Source organism: Brevundimonas sp. UBA7506, assembly GCF_002479495.1.
Lineage (GTDB): Bacteria > Pseudomonadota > Alphaproteobacteria > Caulobacterales > Caulobacteraceae > Brevundimonas.
The window spans coordinates 350280-365554 of record NZ_DLNQ01000010.1 but is presented as its reverse complement, the minus strand read 5'-3'; the positions used below and the strand labels follow the sequence as shown (position 1 = coordinate 365554).

Annotated in this window: 15 protein-coding genes and 2 pseudogenes; 12 read left to right on the top strand and 5 right to left on the bottom strand. The window is 69.2% G+C overall.

Annotation, left to right across the window (positions count from 1 at the left end; all coding sequences use genetic code 11):
- Positions 1 to 128 precede the first annotated feature (128 nt).
- From B3K53_RS10750 to B3K53_RS10700, 11 genes are read left to right on the top strand one after another with little or no spacing between them, the layout of a single operon-like run.
- Positions 129 to 410 (top strand): STAS domain-containing protein, encoded by a 282-nt coding sequence (locus B3K53_RS10750; RefSeq protein ID WP_292084258.1) that lies wholly within the window; start codon positions 129 to 131, stop codon positions 408 to 410.
- Positions 407 to 772 (top strand): response regulator, encoded by a 366-nt coding sequence (locus B3K53_RS10745; RefSeq protein ID WP_292084257.1) that lies wholly within the window; start codon positions 407 to 409, stop codon positions 770 to 772. Before B3K53_RS10750 ends, B3K53_RS10745 begins: the two co-directional genes overlap by 4 nt.
- A 19-nt stretch (positions 773 to 791) precedes the next feature.
- The gene (locus B3K53_RS10740; protein ID WP_292084256.1) at positions 792 to 3089 is read left to right on the top strand and encodes a chemotaxis protein CheA; all 2298 of its coding nucleotides are present in this window, start codon (positions 792 to 794) and stop codon (positions 3087 to 3089) included.
- A gap of 5 nt (positions 3090 to 3094) precedes the next feature.
- Positions 3095 to 3568, top strand: coding sequence for a chemotaxis protein CheW (locus tag B3K53_RS10735; protein ID WP_292084255.1), 474 nt, complete (start codon positions 3095 to 3097; stop codon positions 3566 to 3568).
- Positions 3565 to 4431, top strand: a complete 867-nt coding sequence (locus B3K53_RS10730) for a CheR family methyltransferase (protein WP_292084254.1) — start codon at positions 3565 to 3567, stop codon at positions 4429 to 4431. Before B3K53_RS10735 ends, B3K53_RS10730 begins: the two co-directional genes overlap by 4 nt.
- A complete protein-coding gene (locus B3K53_RS10725) occupies positions 4428 to 5468 on the top strand; it encodes a protein-glutamate methylesterase/protein-glutamine glutaminase (protein ID WP_292084253.1) in 1041 nt (346 codons plus the stop codon). Before B3K53_RS10730 ends, B3K53_RS10725 begins: the two co-directional genes overlap by 4 nt.
- An 11-nt stretch (positions 5469 to 5479) precedes the next feature.
- Positions 5480 to 5869, top strand: coding sequence for a response regulator (locus B3K53_RS10720; protein ID WP_292084252.1), 390 nt, complete (start codon positions 5480 to 5482; stop codon positions 5867 to 5869).
- A complete protein-coding gene (locus B3K53_RS10715) occupies positions 5866 to 6411 on the top strand; it encodes a chemotaxis protein CheD (RefSeq protein ID WP_292084250.1) in 546 nt (181 codons plus the stop codon). Before B3K53_RS10720 ends, B3K53_RS10715 begins: the two co-directional genes overlap by 4 nt.
- Positions 6411 to 6770, top strand: a complete 360-nt coding sequence (locus tag B3K53_RS10710) for a hypothetical protein (protein WP_292084249.1) — start codon at positions 6411 to 6413, stop codon at positions 6768 to 6770. The genes B3K53_RS10715 and B3K53_RS10710 overlap by 1 nt, the downstream gene beginning before the upstream one ends.
- Positions 6770 to 7360 (top strand): response regulator, encoded by a 591-nt coding sequence (locus B3K53_RS10705; RefSeq protein WP_292084248.1) that lies wholly within the window; start codon positions 6770 to 6772, stop codon positions 7358 to 7360. Before B3K53_RS10710 ends, B3K53_RS10705 begins: the two co-directional genes overlap by 1 nt.
- Complete coding sequence (locus B3K53_RS10700; protein WP_292084246.1) at positions 7357 to 7815, top strand: chemotaxis protein CheE; 459 nt, start codon at positions 7357 to 7359, stop codon at positions 7813 to 7815. The genes B3K53_RS10705 and B3K53_RS10700 overlap by 4 nt, the downstream gene beginning before the upstream one ends.
- Before the next feature lie 150 nt (positions 7816 to 7965).
- Here B3K53_RS10700 and B3K53_RS10695 read toward each other — a convergent pair.
- The 5 genes and pseudogenes from B3K53_RS10695 to B3K53_RS10675 form a co-directional block, all read right to left on the bottom strand.
- Positions 7966 to 9240 (bottom strand): annotated as a pseudogene (locus B3K53_RS10695) (D-amino acid dehydrogenase); the annotation flags it as partial.
- 158 nt (positions 9241 to 9398) lie between these two features.
- The gene (locus B3K53_RS10690; protein WP_292084244.1) at positions 9399 to 11018 is read right to left on the bottom strand and encodes an alpha-glucosidase; all 1620 of its coding nucleotides are present in this window, start codon (positions 11016 to 11018) and stop codon (positions 9399 to 9401) included.
- Positions 11019 to 11020: 2 nt separating this feature from the next.
- Positions 11021 to 12688, bottom strand: a complete 1668-nt coding sequence (locus B3K53_RS10685) for an MFS transporter (RefSeq protein WP_292084243.1) — start codon at positions 12686 to 12688, stop codon at positions 11021 to 11023.
- Between the two features lie 111 nt (positions 12689 to 12799).
- Complete coding sequence (locus B3K53_RS10680; RefSeq protein ID WP_292084242.1) at positions 12800 to 13144, bottom strand: hypothetical protein; 345 nt, start codon at positions 13142 to 13144, stop codon at positions 12800 to 12802.
- Positions 13145 to 13146: 2 nt separating this feature from the next.
- A complete protein-coding gene (locus tag B3K53_RS10675; protein WP_292084241.1) occupies positions 13147 to 13533 on the bottom strand; it encodes a response regulator in 387 nt (128 codons plus the stop codon).
- 179 nt (positions 13534 to 13712) lie between these two features.
- Between B3K53_RS10675 and B3K53_RS10670 the strand changes: the two are divergent.
- Positions 13713 to 15236: pseudogene (locus B3K53_RS10670) on the top strand (chemotaxis protein CheA); the annotation flags it as partial.
- Positions 15237 to 15275 lie beyond the last annotated feature (39 nt).

Here is a 15275-nt window from a genome sequence, read left to right as displayed (position 1 = left end):
CGCGCTCCGCAGCCGGTGGCCCGCACGCCCGAGCCGGTGGCCCAGACCATCGCCGCCCTCAAGACTGTCGGCCGCGGCGGCGCCGCCCTCAAGGCGCAGCCCATTGAAGACGGCTGGGAAGAGTTCTGATGTCGAGCCTGATCACCCTTCCGGCGGTGCTTGATCTGCGCGCCGCCGAGCCCCTGAAGGCGCAACTCCTGGCCGTGCGCGGCCAGGAGGCGACCCTGGACGCCTCGGCCGTCGAGCGTCTGGGCGGCCTCTGCCTTCAGGTCCTGCTGTCGGCGCTGGCGACCTGGCGCGCCGACGGCCAGGCCTTGACCTTCATCAATGTTTCCGAGGCCCTGGCCTCGCAATGGAGCGCCTTTGGGGCCTCCGCCGCGGACCTCGCTCCGCAAGGACAACTCGCGTGACCAAGACCATTCTGACCGTCGATGATTCCCGCACCATGCGGGACATGCTGATGCTGGCGCTGAAAGACGCCGGCTATCGCGTGGTTCAGGCCGAGGACGGGATCCACGGTCTGGAGGTGCTGCGGGCCGAAAACCCCGACATCGTCATCACCGACATCAACATGCCCCGCATGGACGGCTTCGGTTTCATCGAGGGCATGCGCGCCGACCCCAACCACAAGGCCACCCCGGTTCTGGTCCTGACCACCGAAAGCGACGCCGCCAAGAAGCAGCGCGCCCGCGAGGCCGGGGCCACCGGCTGGATCGTCAAACCCTTCGACCCGGCCAAGCTGATCGACGCCGTCCGTCGCGTCGCGGCCTGAGAGGACTGAGGATTACAAGATGAGCGACGATCCGTTCGAGGCCATCAAGGTCACCTTCTTCCAGGAGTGCAACGAACTGCTGGGCGATCTGGAAGCCAATCTGCTGGCGCTGGAGACCGGCGAAGGCGACATCGAGACGATCAACGCCGTCTTCCGCGCCGTTCACTCGGTCAAGGGCGGGGCAGGGGCCTTCGGCCTGGAAGACCTGGTGCGCTTCGCCCACGTCTTCGAGACCCTGATGGACGAGCTGCGCTCGGGCCGTAAGGAATGCGACGACGTTACGGTCAAGACCCTGCTGCGCGCCTCTGACGTGCTGGCCGACCACATCGCTGCGGCGCAGGGAACCGGCGCGCCGGTGGACGCCGCGCGCTCGGCCGGTCTGGTCGCCGAACTGGAAGTCCTGACCCACGGCGTCGCCGCCTCGGTCGCCCCGGCCGCCGCCGCTGTCGAGGACGAAGACGACTTCGGCTTCACGCCCCTGACGCTCGACCTGGCCGATTTCGGCGCCCCGACCGAGCTGCCGTCGCTGGAGCTTCCGTCGCTCGACCTGCCTTCGCTTGATCTGCCGGACCTGGCCGCGCCGAGCGCCGCCGGCTGGCGCATCGTCTTCCGCCCGCACCCTCGCCTCTACGCCAGCGCCAACGACGTCAGCCTGCTGCTGCGCGAACTGACGCGGCTGGGCCAGACCTCGGTCGAGCTGGACGCCAGCGGCCTGCCGTCGCTGGAGGCGCTGGACGCCGAGGACGCCCACCTGATCTGGACCATCGTCCTGACCGGCGACGTGGCCGAGGCGGCCGTGCGCGACGTCTTCGACTTCGTCGAGATGGACTGCGACCTGAGCATCACCGCCCTCGGCGGCGCCCAGTCCCCGGTCGAGGCCTCGCTGCCGCCGCTGCCGGTTCTGGACGCGCCCACGGCCGAGCCCGAGATCGACATCGCCGCCCTGCTGGCCAAGGCCGCCGCGCCGGTCGAGCCCGCCGTTCCGGCTGAGGTTCTCGCGCCGGTCGTCGCCGCAGCCCCGGTTCCGGCGCCGACGCCGGTCGCCGCCGCTCCCAAGCCGGTCGCGCCCGCCGCTCCGGCCTCCGTCGCTGTGGCCTCGGCCCCCGCCGCTGTGGCGCCGGTGACGATCCGCGTCGATCTGGACCGGGTCGATCGCCTGATCAACGTGGTCGGCGAACTGGTCATCCAGCAGGCCATGCTGGCCCAGCGCGTGATGGAGAGCGGTCTGGCCCGCTCGTCGGACATCGCCCTGGGTCTGGAAGACCTGGAGCTGCTGACGCGCGACATCCAGGACAGCGTCATGGCCATCCGCGCCCAACCGGTGAAGTCGGTGTTCCAGCGGATGCCGCGCCTGGTCCGCGAAGTGGCCGACATGACCGGCAAGCGCGTGCGTCTGGTCACGTCCGGCGAGGACACCGAGGTCGACAAGACCGTGGTCGAACGCCTGGCCGAGCCCATCACCCACATGCTGCGCAACGCCATCGACCACGGGCTGGAAAGCGCCGAGGAGCGCGAGGCCGCCGGCAAGCCCGCCGAGGGCACGGTGCGTCTGGCCGCCCTGCACCGCTCGGGCCGCATCGTCATCGAGATCGCCGACGACGGGAAGGGCATCAACCGCCCGCGCGTGCGCGGCATCGCCGTGGCGCGCGGTCTGATCGCCGAGGACGCCGTCCTGACCGACGACGAGGTCGACAACCTGATCTTCCTGCCGGGCTTCTCGACCGCCGAGACCGTCACCGACGTCTCGGGCCGGGGCGTCGGCATGGACGTGGTCAAGCGCTCCATCCAGGCGCTCGGCGGCCGCATCTCGATCAGTTCGGTTCCGGGCAAGGGCTCGACCTTCACCCTCAGCCTGCCGCTGACCCTGGCGGTGCTGGACGGCATGGTGGTCTCGGCCGCCGAACAGACCCTGGTCGCCCCCCTGTCAGCCATCGTCGAGAGCCTGACGCCGCAGGTGTCGGACATCCACCACGTCGGCGGCCATGACGCGGTGATCCGTTTCCGCGAGGAATTCGTGCCCCTCGTCGATGTGGCCCGCGTCATGGGCTTCCGCGACGGCGCGGCCGATCTGGTCAACGGGGTGGTGATGATCGTCGAAACCGAGGCCGGCTCGCGCGCCGCCCTGCTGGTCGACGCCATCAACGGCCAGCGCCAGGTGGTGATCAAGAGCCTCGAGACCAACTACCGCCACGTCGACGGCGTCTCCGCCGCGACCATCCTAGGCGACGGCAGCGTCGCCCTGATCCTCGACATCGACGCCCTGGTCATCGCCGGGCGCCGCAAATCCAACCGCCCCGAACTGAAGATGGCGAGCTGAGCACCATGACCGAAGTCACCTCCAACGTCGCCGGCGCCGACCGCGAACTGATCGCCTTCCGCATCGGCGAGCAGGAATTCTGCGTCGACATCATGAACGTCCGCGAGATCCGCGGCTGGACCCCGGCCACGCCGCTGCCGCGCTCGCCGTCCTACATGAAGGGCGTCATCAACCTGCGCGGCATCGTCCTGCCGATCATCGACCTGGGCGCCCGCTTCGGCTTGGCCACGGCCGAGCCGACCGCCCGCCACGTCATCATGGTGGCCCATGTCGGCAACCGTCTGGTCGGCCTGCTGGTCGATGCGGTCTCCGACATCGTGCAGCTGACGGACTCGACTATCCAGCCGACGCCCGACGTCGCCAGCGACCACGTGAAGACCTTCGTCAAGGGCATCTTCGCCGTCGAGGGCGGCCGCATGATCAGCTTGATTGATCTGGAACACGTCCTGCCGGCCGAAAGCGAAGCCGAGGCCGCATGACCACCGCCTCCGGGCGGGCGTCCCTGGTGGAAGGCGAGTTCGTCTTCACCGCCGAGGATTTCCGCCACATCGCCCAGACCCTGCACGCCCACGCCGGCATCGCCCTGAGCGAGGGCAAGGCCGCCTTGGTCTATTCGCGCCTGGCCAAACGGCTGCGCCTGCTGGGGCTGCGCAGCTTCCGCGACTACTGCGCCCTGATCGAGGGCGTGGAGGGCGTCGACGAGCGCCAGGCCATGACCGCGGCCCTGACCACCAACGTCACGCGCTTCTATCGCGAGCCGCACCACTTCGATCACCTGCGCGACCACGTCATGCCGGAACTGGCGGCCCGTGCGCGGGCCGGCGGTCGGGTGCGCCTGTGGTCGGCGGCCTGTTCCAACGGACAGGAGCCCTATTCCATGGCCCTGACCGTGCTGGACGTCCTGCCGGAAGCCGCGGACCTGGACGTGCGCATCCTAGCCACCGACATCGACCCCAACATGGTGGCCGAGGGCGCGGCGGGGATCTATTCCGAGGAGCTGCTGTCGCCGGTCCCGGCCTCGGGCCGCAAGCATTTCGATCCCGTCGCTGCGCGTCCCGGCCTGTTCAGCGCCGACGAGACCCTGCGCCGTCTGGTGTCGTTCCGCGAACTGAACCTGATCGGCGACTGGCCCATGCGGGGCAAGTTCGACGTCATCTTCTGCCGCAACGTGGTCATCTACTTCGACGACGCGACCCAGGAGCTGGTCTGGAGCCGCTTCACCCCGATGATGAACCCCGGCGCCACCCTCTACATCGGCCATTCCGAGCGCGTCAGCGGCCCGGCGGTTGCGCAACTGCAGACCTGCGGCCTGACGGCCTACAGACTGGGAGGCCGGGCATGAGCGAACCCGTCCGCGTCCTGATCGTCGACGACAGCGCCACCATGCGCAGCCTGATCAGCGCCGTCCTGCGCCGCGATCCCGAGATCTCGGTGGTCGGCACGGCGGCTGACCCGCTGGAGGCCCGCACGGCCATCAAGGAGCTGAACCCCGACGTCATCACCCTGGACGTCGAGATGCCCAACATGAACGGGCTGGAGTTCCTCGAGAAGATCATGCGCCTGCGGCCCATGCCCGTCGTCATGGTCTCGACCCTGACCCAGGCCGGGACCGACGTGACCCTGGCGGCGCTGGAAGTCGGCGCCGTGGACGCCGTGGCCAAGCCCGCGCCGGGCGTGCCGGCCCAGGAAGCCTTCGCCGACCTGGCCGACAAGGTGAAGATCGCCGCCCGCTCGCGGGTCCGGCCGCTGGAAACGCGCGAGGCGCGTGCTGTCGACGGCGCCTATCGCGCCGACCCAAACCACATCCTGGCCATCGGCGCCTCGACCGGCGGGGTGGAGGCCCTGCTGAACATCCTGACGGCCTTCCCGGCCAACTGCCCGGCGACGGTGGTGACGCAGCACATGCCCGCCACCTTCACCAAGAGCTTCGCCGCCCGTCTGGACAAGGCGTCCGGCGCCACGGTCACCGAGGCCGTGGACGGCGCGCCCCTGATGCCGGGCCATGTCTATATCGCCCCCGGCGGCGAGCGGCATCTGGAGGTCTCGGGCGGGCGTTGCCGTCTGGTCGCAGGCGATACGGTCAACGGCCATCGCCCTTCGGTGGACGTCCTGTTCCATTCGGTCGCCCGCCTGGGCCGCCCCATGACCGGGGTCATCCTGACCGGCATGGGCAAGGACGGCGCCAAGGGCCTGCTGGCCATGCGCCAGGCCGGCGCCCGCACCCTGGGTCAGGACGAGGCCTCCAGCGTCGTCTACGGCATGCCGCGCGCCGCCTTCGAGCTGGGCGCCGTGGAGCGCCAGCTGTCTCTGCCCCGCCTCGCCCCCGCCATTCTCGACCTGTGCGCCGCCGGCGCCCACGCCTCAAAGCCTGTCGCGTAAGGACTACCCGTATGCCCGCCGCTTCCGCCCTCAATGTTCTGGTCGTCGACGACCAGCTGACCATGCGCTCCCTGGTCCGCAACAGCCTGCAGCAGATCGGCGTGCGCGAGATCAGCGAAGCCGCCGACGGCGAGCTGGCCCTGCGGTCCATCATCACCAAGCCGGTGCATCTGGTGATCTCGGACTTCAACATGCCGAACCTGGACGGTCTGGGCCTGCTGCGCGCCATCCGCGCCCACCCGCCGACCTCCAAGACCGCCTTCATCATGCTGACCGGCCGCGCCGACCGCGAACTGGTGCAGCGCGCCGTGCAGTTCGGCGTGAACAACTACCTGGTCAAACCCTTCACCACCGCCCAGCTGAAAGACAAGCTGGAAGGCGTGTTCGGCCCGCTGACATGATCCGCGCCGGCGATCAGCACATGACCGAACGGCGGATCCACGTCGGACAGGGCGAGCACTATGTGACGTCCGATCCCGATGTCGTGCTCTCGACCGTCCTCGGCAGCTGCGTCGCCATGTGCCTGCGCGATCCCGTGGCCGGGGTCGGCGGCATGAACCACTTCCTGCTGCCCGAAGGGGCCGGGGCGGGCACCGACGCGGGACGTCGCTACGGCGCCTACGCGATGGAACTCCTGATCAACGACGTGCTGAAGGCGGGCGGGCGTCGCGACCGGCTGCAAGCCAAGCTGTTCGGCGGCGGCCGCATGTTCGATTCGCTGAAGGACGTGGGCACGTCCAACGCCGACTTCGCCGAACGTTTTCTGGCCGACGAGGGCATCCCCGTGGTCGGCGCCAGCCTCAGGGGCGCCGGGGGGCGTCGACTGCATTACTGGCCGGTGACGGGTCGGGCGCTGCAACGCGCGGTCACGGACGCGGTCGCCCCGCGACCCACGCCGCCGCCTCCGCCGCCCGTCGATTCCGGCGCGCTGGAGCTGTTCTGATGAACGATTACGACGCCAAGGGCCTGCTGGCGGCCGTCGCCGCCGAGTTGGCCGACATCCGCGCGGGCGTGGACGAGGCCGGCGGCCTGGTGTCCGAACTGCTGCGCCTGGCCCCGCCTGAGCAGCGCCTGACCTTCCTGACGCGGATGCAGGCTTTCGACGTGCTGAGCCAGCGCGTCGACGCCCTGTCGGGTCTGGCCGGCGCCCTGGCCGCCGATCAGCCGATGGACACGGCCCTGGCCGCCCTGCCTCTGGCCGAGATGGCCGACCGCCTGCGCGAGATGTCGTTCCGGGTGAGGCTCTCCGCTTCCGAAGTCGCGCCGGCCGCCGTGGCCGGCGACCTGCTGCTGTTCGACTGATGAGCGCCGCCGACCGCGTCAATCTGGAGCAGTCGACCGTCCTGCTGATCGACGACAATCCGCAGGCGCTGGATATGCTCAGCTCGGTCTTTCAGGGCTTTGGCGTCAAGGAGCAGATCAAGTGCGCCTCGGCGACCGAGGGCGTGCGCATCATCCAGAATCGGGCCGTGGACCTGATCGTCATCGACTGCGCCGATCCCGAGATGGACAGCTACGCCTTCGCCCGCTGGCTGCGGCGCGAGACCCCGGCGCCCCTGCGCTTCATCCCCGTCATCCTGCTGACCGGTCACGCCTCGCAGGCCAAGGTGCAGGAAGGCCGCGATTGCGGCGTCAGCTTCGTGGTCACCAAGCCCCTGACCCCCGCCGTCCTGCTGCGCCGCATCCTGTGGCTGGCGGGCGACGAGCGCGAGTTCGTCGAGAGTGAGAACTACGTCGGGCCCGATCGTCGGGTGCGCAACTTCGGCCCGCCGCTGAATATGCCCGGACGCCGCAAGGACGACCTGTCCGCCCACGTCGGCGCCGCCGTCGAGGCGAACATGGACCAGTCCGACATCGACATGCTGATGAAGCCCCAAAGAGTTGCGTTGTGACCGAAGCCCGCACCCTGAAGATCAAGACCACTCTGGCGCGCCAGATGGCCCAGCCGGGCGGCCGCACCCTCGCCGACGTCGAGCGCCGCGCCAACGAGCGGCTGGAGCGTCACCGCGACGACGTCATGATCACCGTCGCCGGCACCATCACCGAGCTGGAGCTGGTCGCCGCCGCCGCCGCGCCGGGCAGCGAGCCGCAGGTCTACAAGCTGGCTTCGTCCCTGCTGGACACGGCGGGCTTCTTCGACACCGGACCGCTGTACGAGGCGGGCTACAGCCTGTGCGACGTGGCCGACCGGATGCAGGTCAGCGGCGCCTGGAGCTGGCCCACGGTCGCCGTCCACGTCCAGGCCATGCGCCTGATCCTGACGGCGGGCTGTCAGGCCGACGCCACCAGCGCCGCCCTGCTGGCCGGCCTGCGGTCGGTGGCGGCGAAGGCGCGGCAGGATACATAGTTCCTTCTCCCCTTGAGGGAGAGGGTGGCCCGCAGGGCCGGTTGAGGGGTGTCAGCGGGACGATCTGACATGAGGCCTCGTACGAATTTCTTCGCACCCCCTCATCCGTCAGGCTTCGCCTGCCACCTTCTCCCACAAGGGGAGAAGGGTTTATTGGCCGTACCGCGCGATGCCCAGGTCGCCCGTCTCGATGTCCGGGGTCTGGCCGCTGACGAGGTCGGCGATGACGCGGGCCGAGCCGCAGGCCATGGTCCAGCCCAGCGTGCCGTGGCCGGTGTTCAGGAACAGGTTGTCGAACCTGGTCTTGCCGATGACCGGGGTGCCGTCCGGCGTCATCGGGCGCAGGCCGGACCAGTAGCTGGCCGCCTTCAGATCGCCCGCGCCGGGGAAGAGCGATCCCACCGAATGCTCCAGCGTGTTGCGGCGCGGTTCCGGCAGGACGTTGTTGTAGCCCGAGATCTCGGCCATGCCGCCGACGCGGATGCGGTCGCCCAGGCGGGTGATGGCCACCTTGTAGCTCTCGTCCATGATGGTCGAGACGGGGGCGGCGGGTTCGTTCACGATCGGGGCGGTGATCGAATAGCCCTTCACCGGATAGACCGGCAGGGTCATGCCCAGCGGCTTGACCATCTGCGGCGAGTACGACCCCAGGGCCAGGACATAGGCGTCGGCCGTGATCCGGCCGCGGCTGGTCTCGACGCCGCTGATCTGGCCCTTGTCGGTCGTCAGGGCCTTGATGGCGGTGTCGTAGAGGAAGGTCACGCCCTGAGCGATCGCCACGTCGCCCAGCGCATTGGTGAACTTGAAGCAGTCGCCGGTCTCGTCTTTCGGCAGGCGCAGGCCGCCGACGAACAGGTCGCGCGTGGCCGCAAGGCCCGGCTCGGCGCGGATGCAGCCGTCCTGATCCAGCACCTCGAACGGCACGCCGCCCTCACGCAGGACCTGAGTGTCCTTGTAGATGCCGTCCAGCTGTTTCTGGGTGCGGAACAACTGCAGGGTGCCCTGGGTGCGGTGGTCGTATTGCAGGCCCAGCTCGGCGTTCAGGGCGGTCTGAACCTCCTGGCTGTATTCGGCCAGACGCACCATCCGCGCCTTGTTGAGGGCATAGCGGGCCGAGGTGCAGTTGCGCAGCAGGGCCAGCAGCCAGCGCACGGTCGCCACGTTCATATGGGGCTGCAGGATCAGCGGCGCGTGACGCATGAACAGCCACTTCACCGCCTTGGCCGGAATGCCCGGCGCGGCCCAGGGCGAGGAATAGCCGGGGGATAGTTCGCCGGCGTTGGCGAAGCTGGTCTCCAGCGCCGGGCCGCTCTGGCGGTCGATCACTGTCACCTCGTGGCCCGCCTTGGCCAGATAGTGGGCCGTCGTCACCCCGATGACGCCGGCGCCCAGGACTGCGATCTTCATGGTCTTGACCTTACGCGAAGTTCCCCGCGCCCGTTCCCTAGACCAGTTTTTTCGTTTGTCGAGCGTTCATGGGATGTGTGCGCTGCAACATGGTGTGAAGTTGAAACGGATGGGTCGGAACCTGAGCGAACTCGGGCTGAAAATCCCTCGTTGCGGCAAGGCTTTGGGCGGCGTGATCAAGGCGTGGTCAGGCGCAGAAGCATGCCGCCCAGCGGCGGCAGGATTCCCGCCTCGGCTAGGTTGACGGCGTCGATCGGGACGTAGCCATCGGGCGCGCTCCACGCCTGCGGCTCGTGGCCGAGGTTGAAGACCGCCAGCAGGGTCTCGCCTTGGCCCTGGCGGGTGAAGACCAGCAGTGGCTCGGTCGCCAGCATCGTCATCGTCCCCGTTTTCAACGCTGGATGGGCGCGGCGCAGGGCCAGGATGCGGCGTGCGGCGTTCAGCATCGAGGCCGGATCGGCGTCCTGGACATCCACCGCCATGGCCGGGTGGCGCGTGTCGATGGGTAACCAGGGCTCGACGCCTGAAAGCCCGGCGAAGGGAGCGCCCGCGATCCACGGCATCGGCGTGCGGGCGCCGTCGCGGCCCAGGGTTTGCGGCCAGTTGGCGACGGCCTCGGGATCGAGCAGCCGCTCGAACGGCACCTCGGCCTGGGGCAGGCCCAGCTCTTCGCCGTAATAGACGAAGACATTGCCGCGCAGGCAGACCAGCAGCAGCATCAGCATTTCGGCCAACCGCCGCTCGTCGCGGCCCTCGGCCCAGCGCGACACCGCGCGCGGCGCATCGTGGTTGGAAAAGGTCCATGACGGCCAGCCCTCGCCGGGATTGCCCGGCCACATCTCCGTCCCCGCCCTGACCAGATCGGTCGTCAGCCGCTCGGCGTAGAGGTAGAGGAAGCCGTAGGCGCTGTGCAGGCGGCCGTCGGCGGTAAAGGCCTTCATCTCGCGCGCGGCGTGGTCGCCGGCGACCTCCGCCACGGTGAAGCGGCCGCCCTCATAGGAATCCGTCAGCGCCCGCACCCGCTCCAGAAAGGGCAGGATGTCGGGCGAGGACTGGTTGTGGATCTTGTCCTGAAAATCGAAGGGGCGGGTGCGCTTGCCGCCGGTGGGCAGGGGCGGATTGTCCCGCAAGGCGGGGTCGCCGATCATGAAGTTGACGGCGTCCAGGCGGAAACCGTCCACGCCCCGGTCCAGCCAGAACCGACCGACCGCCAGCAGGGCCTCCTGCACCGCCGGATTGCGGGCGTTCAATTGCGGCTGCTCGGGCAGGAAGTTGTGCTGATAATACTGGCCGCGCCGCGCATCCCAGGTCCAGCCCGGCCCGCCGAAGACGGACTGCCAGTTGTTCGGCGGCGCGCCGTCGGCCCTGGCGTCGGCCCAGACGTACCAGTCGGCGTAAGGATTGGTGCGGTCCTGTCGGCTGGCCTGAAACCACGGGTGTCGGTCCGAGGTGTGTGACCAGACCTGATCGACGACGACCTTCAGTCCCAGATCATGCGCCTTGGTCAGCAGAGCGTCGAAATCGGCAAGGGTTCCGAACACCGGATCGACGTCGCAATAGTCGGCCACGTCATAGCCGAAGTCCTTCATCGGCGAGGGATAGAAGGGCGAGATCCACACCGCGTCCACGCCCAGCGAGGCCACGTGATCGAGGTGCGCGGTGATCCCCTTCAGATCGCCGATCCCGTCGCCGTTCGTGTCGGCGAAACTGCGCGGATAGATCTGGTAGATGACCGCCCCGCGCCACCATTCCCGATGCGGCTCAGAACCAGGCGAGGGGGTGGGCGATGAGGTCATGCTCAGGACGAACGCGTCGGGTCCGTCAGGGGTTCGCCGTAGTGGCGCTCGCCGTGCAGGTTGGCCGCCAGGGGCGCGGTCGTGCGTTCGATCAGGCGATGCACCACCGGCTTGTCCGGCCCCTGATGCAGGGCGTAGATGCGCTGCGAGATGTCGGCGTCGGCCTGGGTGATGCGCTGGTTGTGGCGGACGTAATCCAGCCAGGTCGCGGTCTGGTATTTCTCGACCCAGACGTCCGGCTCGGCCAGGTCGCGCATCAGATGCCATTGCCGCGCCCCATCGCGGCGGCGCACGCGGCGGCGCTCGTCCATGACAGCCAGGAAGGCGTCGATGTCTTCCTCGCGGATGCGATAGGCGATGGTGACGATCACCGGTCCGCTGCGCGGCTCGATGGCTAGCTGGGTCTGCGGCTCGGTCCAGCGCCGCAGCAAGTCCATGTTCAGATTGGCGGTCGAGGGCAGGGGCACCCTCAGCCCGATCAGGACGCACAGGACCAGCACCCCCGCTGACAGACCCAGCGCCGTGTCCAGGCCTTGCGTCTGGGCCAGCGAGCCCCACAGCCAGCTGCCGCCCGCCATGCCGCCGAAGGCCGCCATCTGATAAAGCGCCAGCGCCCGCGCCACGACCCAGCGCGGCACCGACATCTGCACCGTCACGTTGAAACTGGACAGGGTCAGCACCCAGCCCGCGCCCGCGATCATCAGGGCCGGCAGGGTCAGGGCCAGCCAGGGGCTGAAGCCGACGACGGCGGCCGCGACGGCGAAGGCCAGGGTGGAGGCGCGCACCAAGGTCTCGGTCTCATACCTGGCGCGCAACTTGCCGACGAACAGGGCCCCGCCCACGGCGCCCACGCCGAAGGCGCCGAGCAGCAGGCCGAAGGCCAGGGGCCCGCCGCCGCCCTCGCGCGCCACCAGGGGCATCAGGGCCTGAACCGCGCTGGCCCCGATCCCGAAGACCACGGCGCGCAGCAGCACCGCCGTGACGCGCGGCGACAGGAAGGCGTAGCGCAGACCCCCGGCCATGGCCGCCAGCAGGCCTTCGCGCGGCAGGGTCTGTTTCGGTCGATCGGGCTTCCAGCGGAACAGGACGACCAGCAGTCCCAGATAGCTGACGGCGTTGACGGCGAAGGCCGCCGCCGCTCCTGCCGCCGCCACGATCATGCCGCCGATGGCCGGGCCGACGCTGCGGGCCAGGTTGAAGCCCATGGAGTTCAGGGTCACGGCCCCGGCCAGGTCCTCACGCGGCACCATGTCGCCGACCGAGGCCTGCCAGGCCGGGCCGTTGAAGGCCGTGCCGCAGCCGATCAGGAAGGTGAAGCTGAGCAGCACCCAGGGCGTGATCCAGCCCACATAGGTCATGACCGCGAGCCCGGCCGAGACCAGCAGCATGAAGCTCTGGGCCGCCAGCATGATCTTGCGCCGGTCCACCGTGTCGGCCAGAGCGCCCGCCGCCAGCGACAGCAGCATGATGGGCAGGGTGACGGACGCCTGGACCAGGGCCACCATCTGGGCCGAGGCGATGGAGGACATCATCCAGGCGGCGCCGACCGACTGGATCAGGCCCCCGAAGTTCGTCACCAGACTGGTGATCCAGACGGCGCGGAAGACCGGATGGTTCAGCGGCGCCAGCGCCCCGGTGCGCACGGGCGGCGCGGTCTCGGGGGCGGTCATGAGGCGGACCGGCTGGAACGGGAGATCAGGATGGCGGCGCCCGGACGGTGACTGCGGAACGAGGTCCTACTGCACCCCTTTGGCGACAGCTTTGCAAGCCGTGAAGCGTCCTTACCTCGCCATCAGGGCGTCCGCCGCCGACTGGTTCAGGCCCGTCTCGCCCGCCAGGGCCGGGCCGTTCAGCAGGGCGGCGTCGGGGCATTCTTGTGAACTCCGGGGCGGGGCCTTGCGTCCGGTCAGGGCGGTCAGCAGCCGGTCGATCCTCTGGTCCGCCAGGTCCTGAAAACTGCAGGCCGCGAGGATGCGGTGAAAGCTGGCCGTCACCGCCTCGGCGTCCGTCGGCTCGGTCTGCGTCAAGGCCAGCCCCTGTTCGGCGGCGGACAGAAGGTCGTCGGCGGCGATCGCCAGCTCGCGCCTCAGATGGTCGATCTCGGCCAGGATCTGTTGCGGGGTCATGATCAGATCTCGCCCACGACCGAGGTCAGCTTCTGCTTCAGCACCGCCAGGGTGAAGGGCTTGATGACATAGTTGTTCACCCCGGCCTGTCGTGCGGCGATGACGTTCTCGACCTTGGCTTCGGCGGTCACCATGACGAAGGGGGTCTTCTTCGTGCGTTCCTCGGCGCGGACCTGTTTCAGCAGCTCCAGCCCGGTGACCGGCTGCATGTTCCAGTCCGACAGCACCAGGCCGTAGGTCTTCTCCTTCAGCAGGGCCATGGCCGCCGCCCCGTCGGGCGCGTCGTCGACGTTGACGAAGCCCAGCTGGTTCAGCATCCCCCGCACGATCCGCACCATCGACTTGTAGTCGTCCACCACCAGGACGTTCATGCTCTTGTCCGCGGCCATTCCATTCCTCGTTGCACAGGCGCGGCCATACAGGCCGCTGTGATTGAAGGACGCGCCGACCCCTCAGGGGCGGCAATGCATCTTTAAGATGTATTCCCTTAAGCTTGGATTAACCGATTTCCCTTGAAGGTTGTGTTCGGCAGGGGCGGTTCCGCCGCCCTCAAGGGGGATGATCGAGCGTGGACGACGTCATCATCGAATTCGTGTCCGAAGCCCGCGAGGGCATCGAGGCCGTGGACGCCAAGCTGGTCCGCTTCGAGCAGACGCCGTACGACCCGGACCTGCTGGGCGACATCTTCCGCCTGATCCACAGCCTCAAGGGCGGCTCGGGCTTCCTCGGCCTGATGCGGCTGCAGAGCGTGACCCACGCCGCCGAGAACGTGCTGGGCCTCTATCGCGACGGGACCCTGGCGGTTGATGGGCCTTCCGTCACCGCCATCCTCGACGCGGTGGACGTGGTCCGGGCGGTGATCGAGGGACTGGCCGAAACCGGCGTTGAGCCCGAGGGCGACGACCGCGCCCTGATCGCGCGGCTGGACCGCATCTATGCGGGTGAAGACGCTTCGACGACCTCGGCGACTCCGCCCGCCGATCGTCCCCTGCTGGAACGCGTGGGGGGAGAGGCCACGCTGGACGCCGCTTGTGAGGGCGCGCTGGCCGGTCTGGTCGCGTCGCCCGACACCGGCCCCCTGTTCGCCGGGATCGATCTGGACCGCGTGCAGGCCGAATGGCGCGAGGCCCTGTGCGGCGTCGCCCGCGCCACGGCGGCGCCCGGCGCCTTGCAACGCGCCCTGGCCGAGACCTTCGGCGAGGCCCTGGCATCGCGTGAAGCCGCCTTCGTTCAGGCCGTGCGTCAGAGCCTGATCGAGCTGGAAGCCGAGGCCGAGGCGGTCGAAGCCCTGCTGGCCGCGCCGCCTGCCGAGCGCGAGGCCGAGCCGTCGCGCGCCGATCGCGCCGAGCTGGCCAAGGGTCCCCAGACCATCCGCGTCGGCGTCGAGACCCTGGAAGGCCTGATGACCATGGTCAGCGAGCTGGTGCTGATCCGCAACCAACTGATCCAGACCCTGCGCGACCAGCCCGAGACGCCCTTCGCCGGGCCCCTGCATCGCCTGAACCAAGTGACCAGCGAACTGCAGGAAGGGGTGATGACCACCCGGATGCAGCCGATCAGCGGCGCCTGGGCCAAGCTGCCGCGACTGGTGCGCGACCTGGCCTCGGACCTGGGCAAGCGCATCGATCTGGTCATGACCGGCGAAGACACAGAGCTGGACCGACAGGTCATGGAGCTGATCCGCGATCCCCTGACCCACATGATCCGCAACGCCGCCGACCACGGGCTGGAGACGCCGGATCAACGCCGCGCGGCGGGCAAGCCAGAAACCGGCCGGATCACCCTCTCGGCCCGGCACGAGGGCGGGGCCATTCTGATCGAGATGGCGGATGACGGGCGCGGCCTGCCCGCCGCCCGCATCCGCGCCAAGGCGCTGGACGTCGGCCTGATCAATCCCGCGCAGGCGGCGGCGATGAGCGACGCCGAGGCGCGCCAGCTGATCTTCCTGCCCGGTTTCTCGACCGCCGCCTCGGTGACGGCAGTGTCGGGACGCGGCGTCGGCATGGACGTGGTGCGCACCAATATCGAGGCCATCGGCGGGGCCGTCGAGCTGGCCTCCGTCGAGGGGCAGGGGACGCGCTTCACGATCCGCATCCCCCTGACGCTCAGCATCATCGCCGGACTGGTGGTC

Bases quoted from the DNA above. Each gene is read 5' to 3' on its own strand.
- B3K53_RS10750 (WP_292084258.1), top strand. From the start codon at position 129: ATGTCGAGCCTGATCACCCTTCCGGCGGTGCTTGATCTGCGCGCCGCC.
- B3K53_RS10740 (WP_292084256.1), top strand. From the start codon at position 792: ATGAGCGACGATCCGTTCGAGGCCATCAAGGTCACCTTCTTCCAGGAG.
- B3K53_RS10735 (WP_292084255.1), top strand. From the start codon at position 3,095: ATGACCGAAGTCACCTCCAACGTCGCCGGCGCCGACCGCGAACTGATC.
- B3K53_RS10730 (WP_292084254.1), top strand. From the start codon at position 3,565: ATGACCACCGCCTCCGGGCGGGCGTCCCTGGTGGAAGGCGAGTTCGTC.
- B3K53_RS10725 (WP_292084253.1), top strand. From the start codon at position 4,428: ATGAGCGAACCCGTCCGCGTCCTGATCGTCGACGACAGCGCCACCATG.
- B3K53_RS10720 (WP_292084252.1), top strand. From the start codon at position 5,480: ATGCCCGCCGCTTCCGCCCTCAATGTTCTGGTCGTCGACGACCAGCTG.
- B3K53_RS10715 (WP_292084250.1), top strand. From the start codon at position 5,866: ATGATCCGCGCCGGCGATCAGCACATGACCGAACGGCGGATCCACGTC.
- B3K53_RS10710 (WP_292084249.1), top strand. From the start codon at position 6,411: ATGAACGATTACGACGCCAAGGGCCTGCTGGCGGCCGTCGCCGCCGAG.
- B3K53_RS10705 (WP_292084248.1), top strand. From the start codon at position 6,770: ATGAGCGCCGCCGACCGCGTCAATCTGGAGCAGTCGACCGTCCTGCTG.
- B3K53_RS10690 (WP_292084244.1), bottom strand. From the start codon at position 11,018: ATGACCTCATCGCCCACCCCCTCGCCTGGTTCTGAGCCGCATCGGGAA.
- B3K53_RS10685 (WP_292084243.1), bottom strand. From the start codon at position 12,688: ATGACCGCCCCCGAGACCGCGCCGCCCGTGCGCACCGGGGCGCTGGCG.
- B3K53_RS10680 (WP_292084242.1), bottom strand. From the start codon at position 13,144: ATGACCCCGCAACAGATCCTGGCCGAGATCGACCATCTGAGGCGCGAG.
- B3K53_RS10675 (WP_292084241.1), bottom strand. From the start codon at position 13,533: ATGGCCGCGGACAAGAGCATGAACGTCCTGGTGGTGGACGACTACAAG.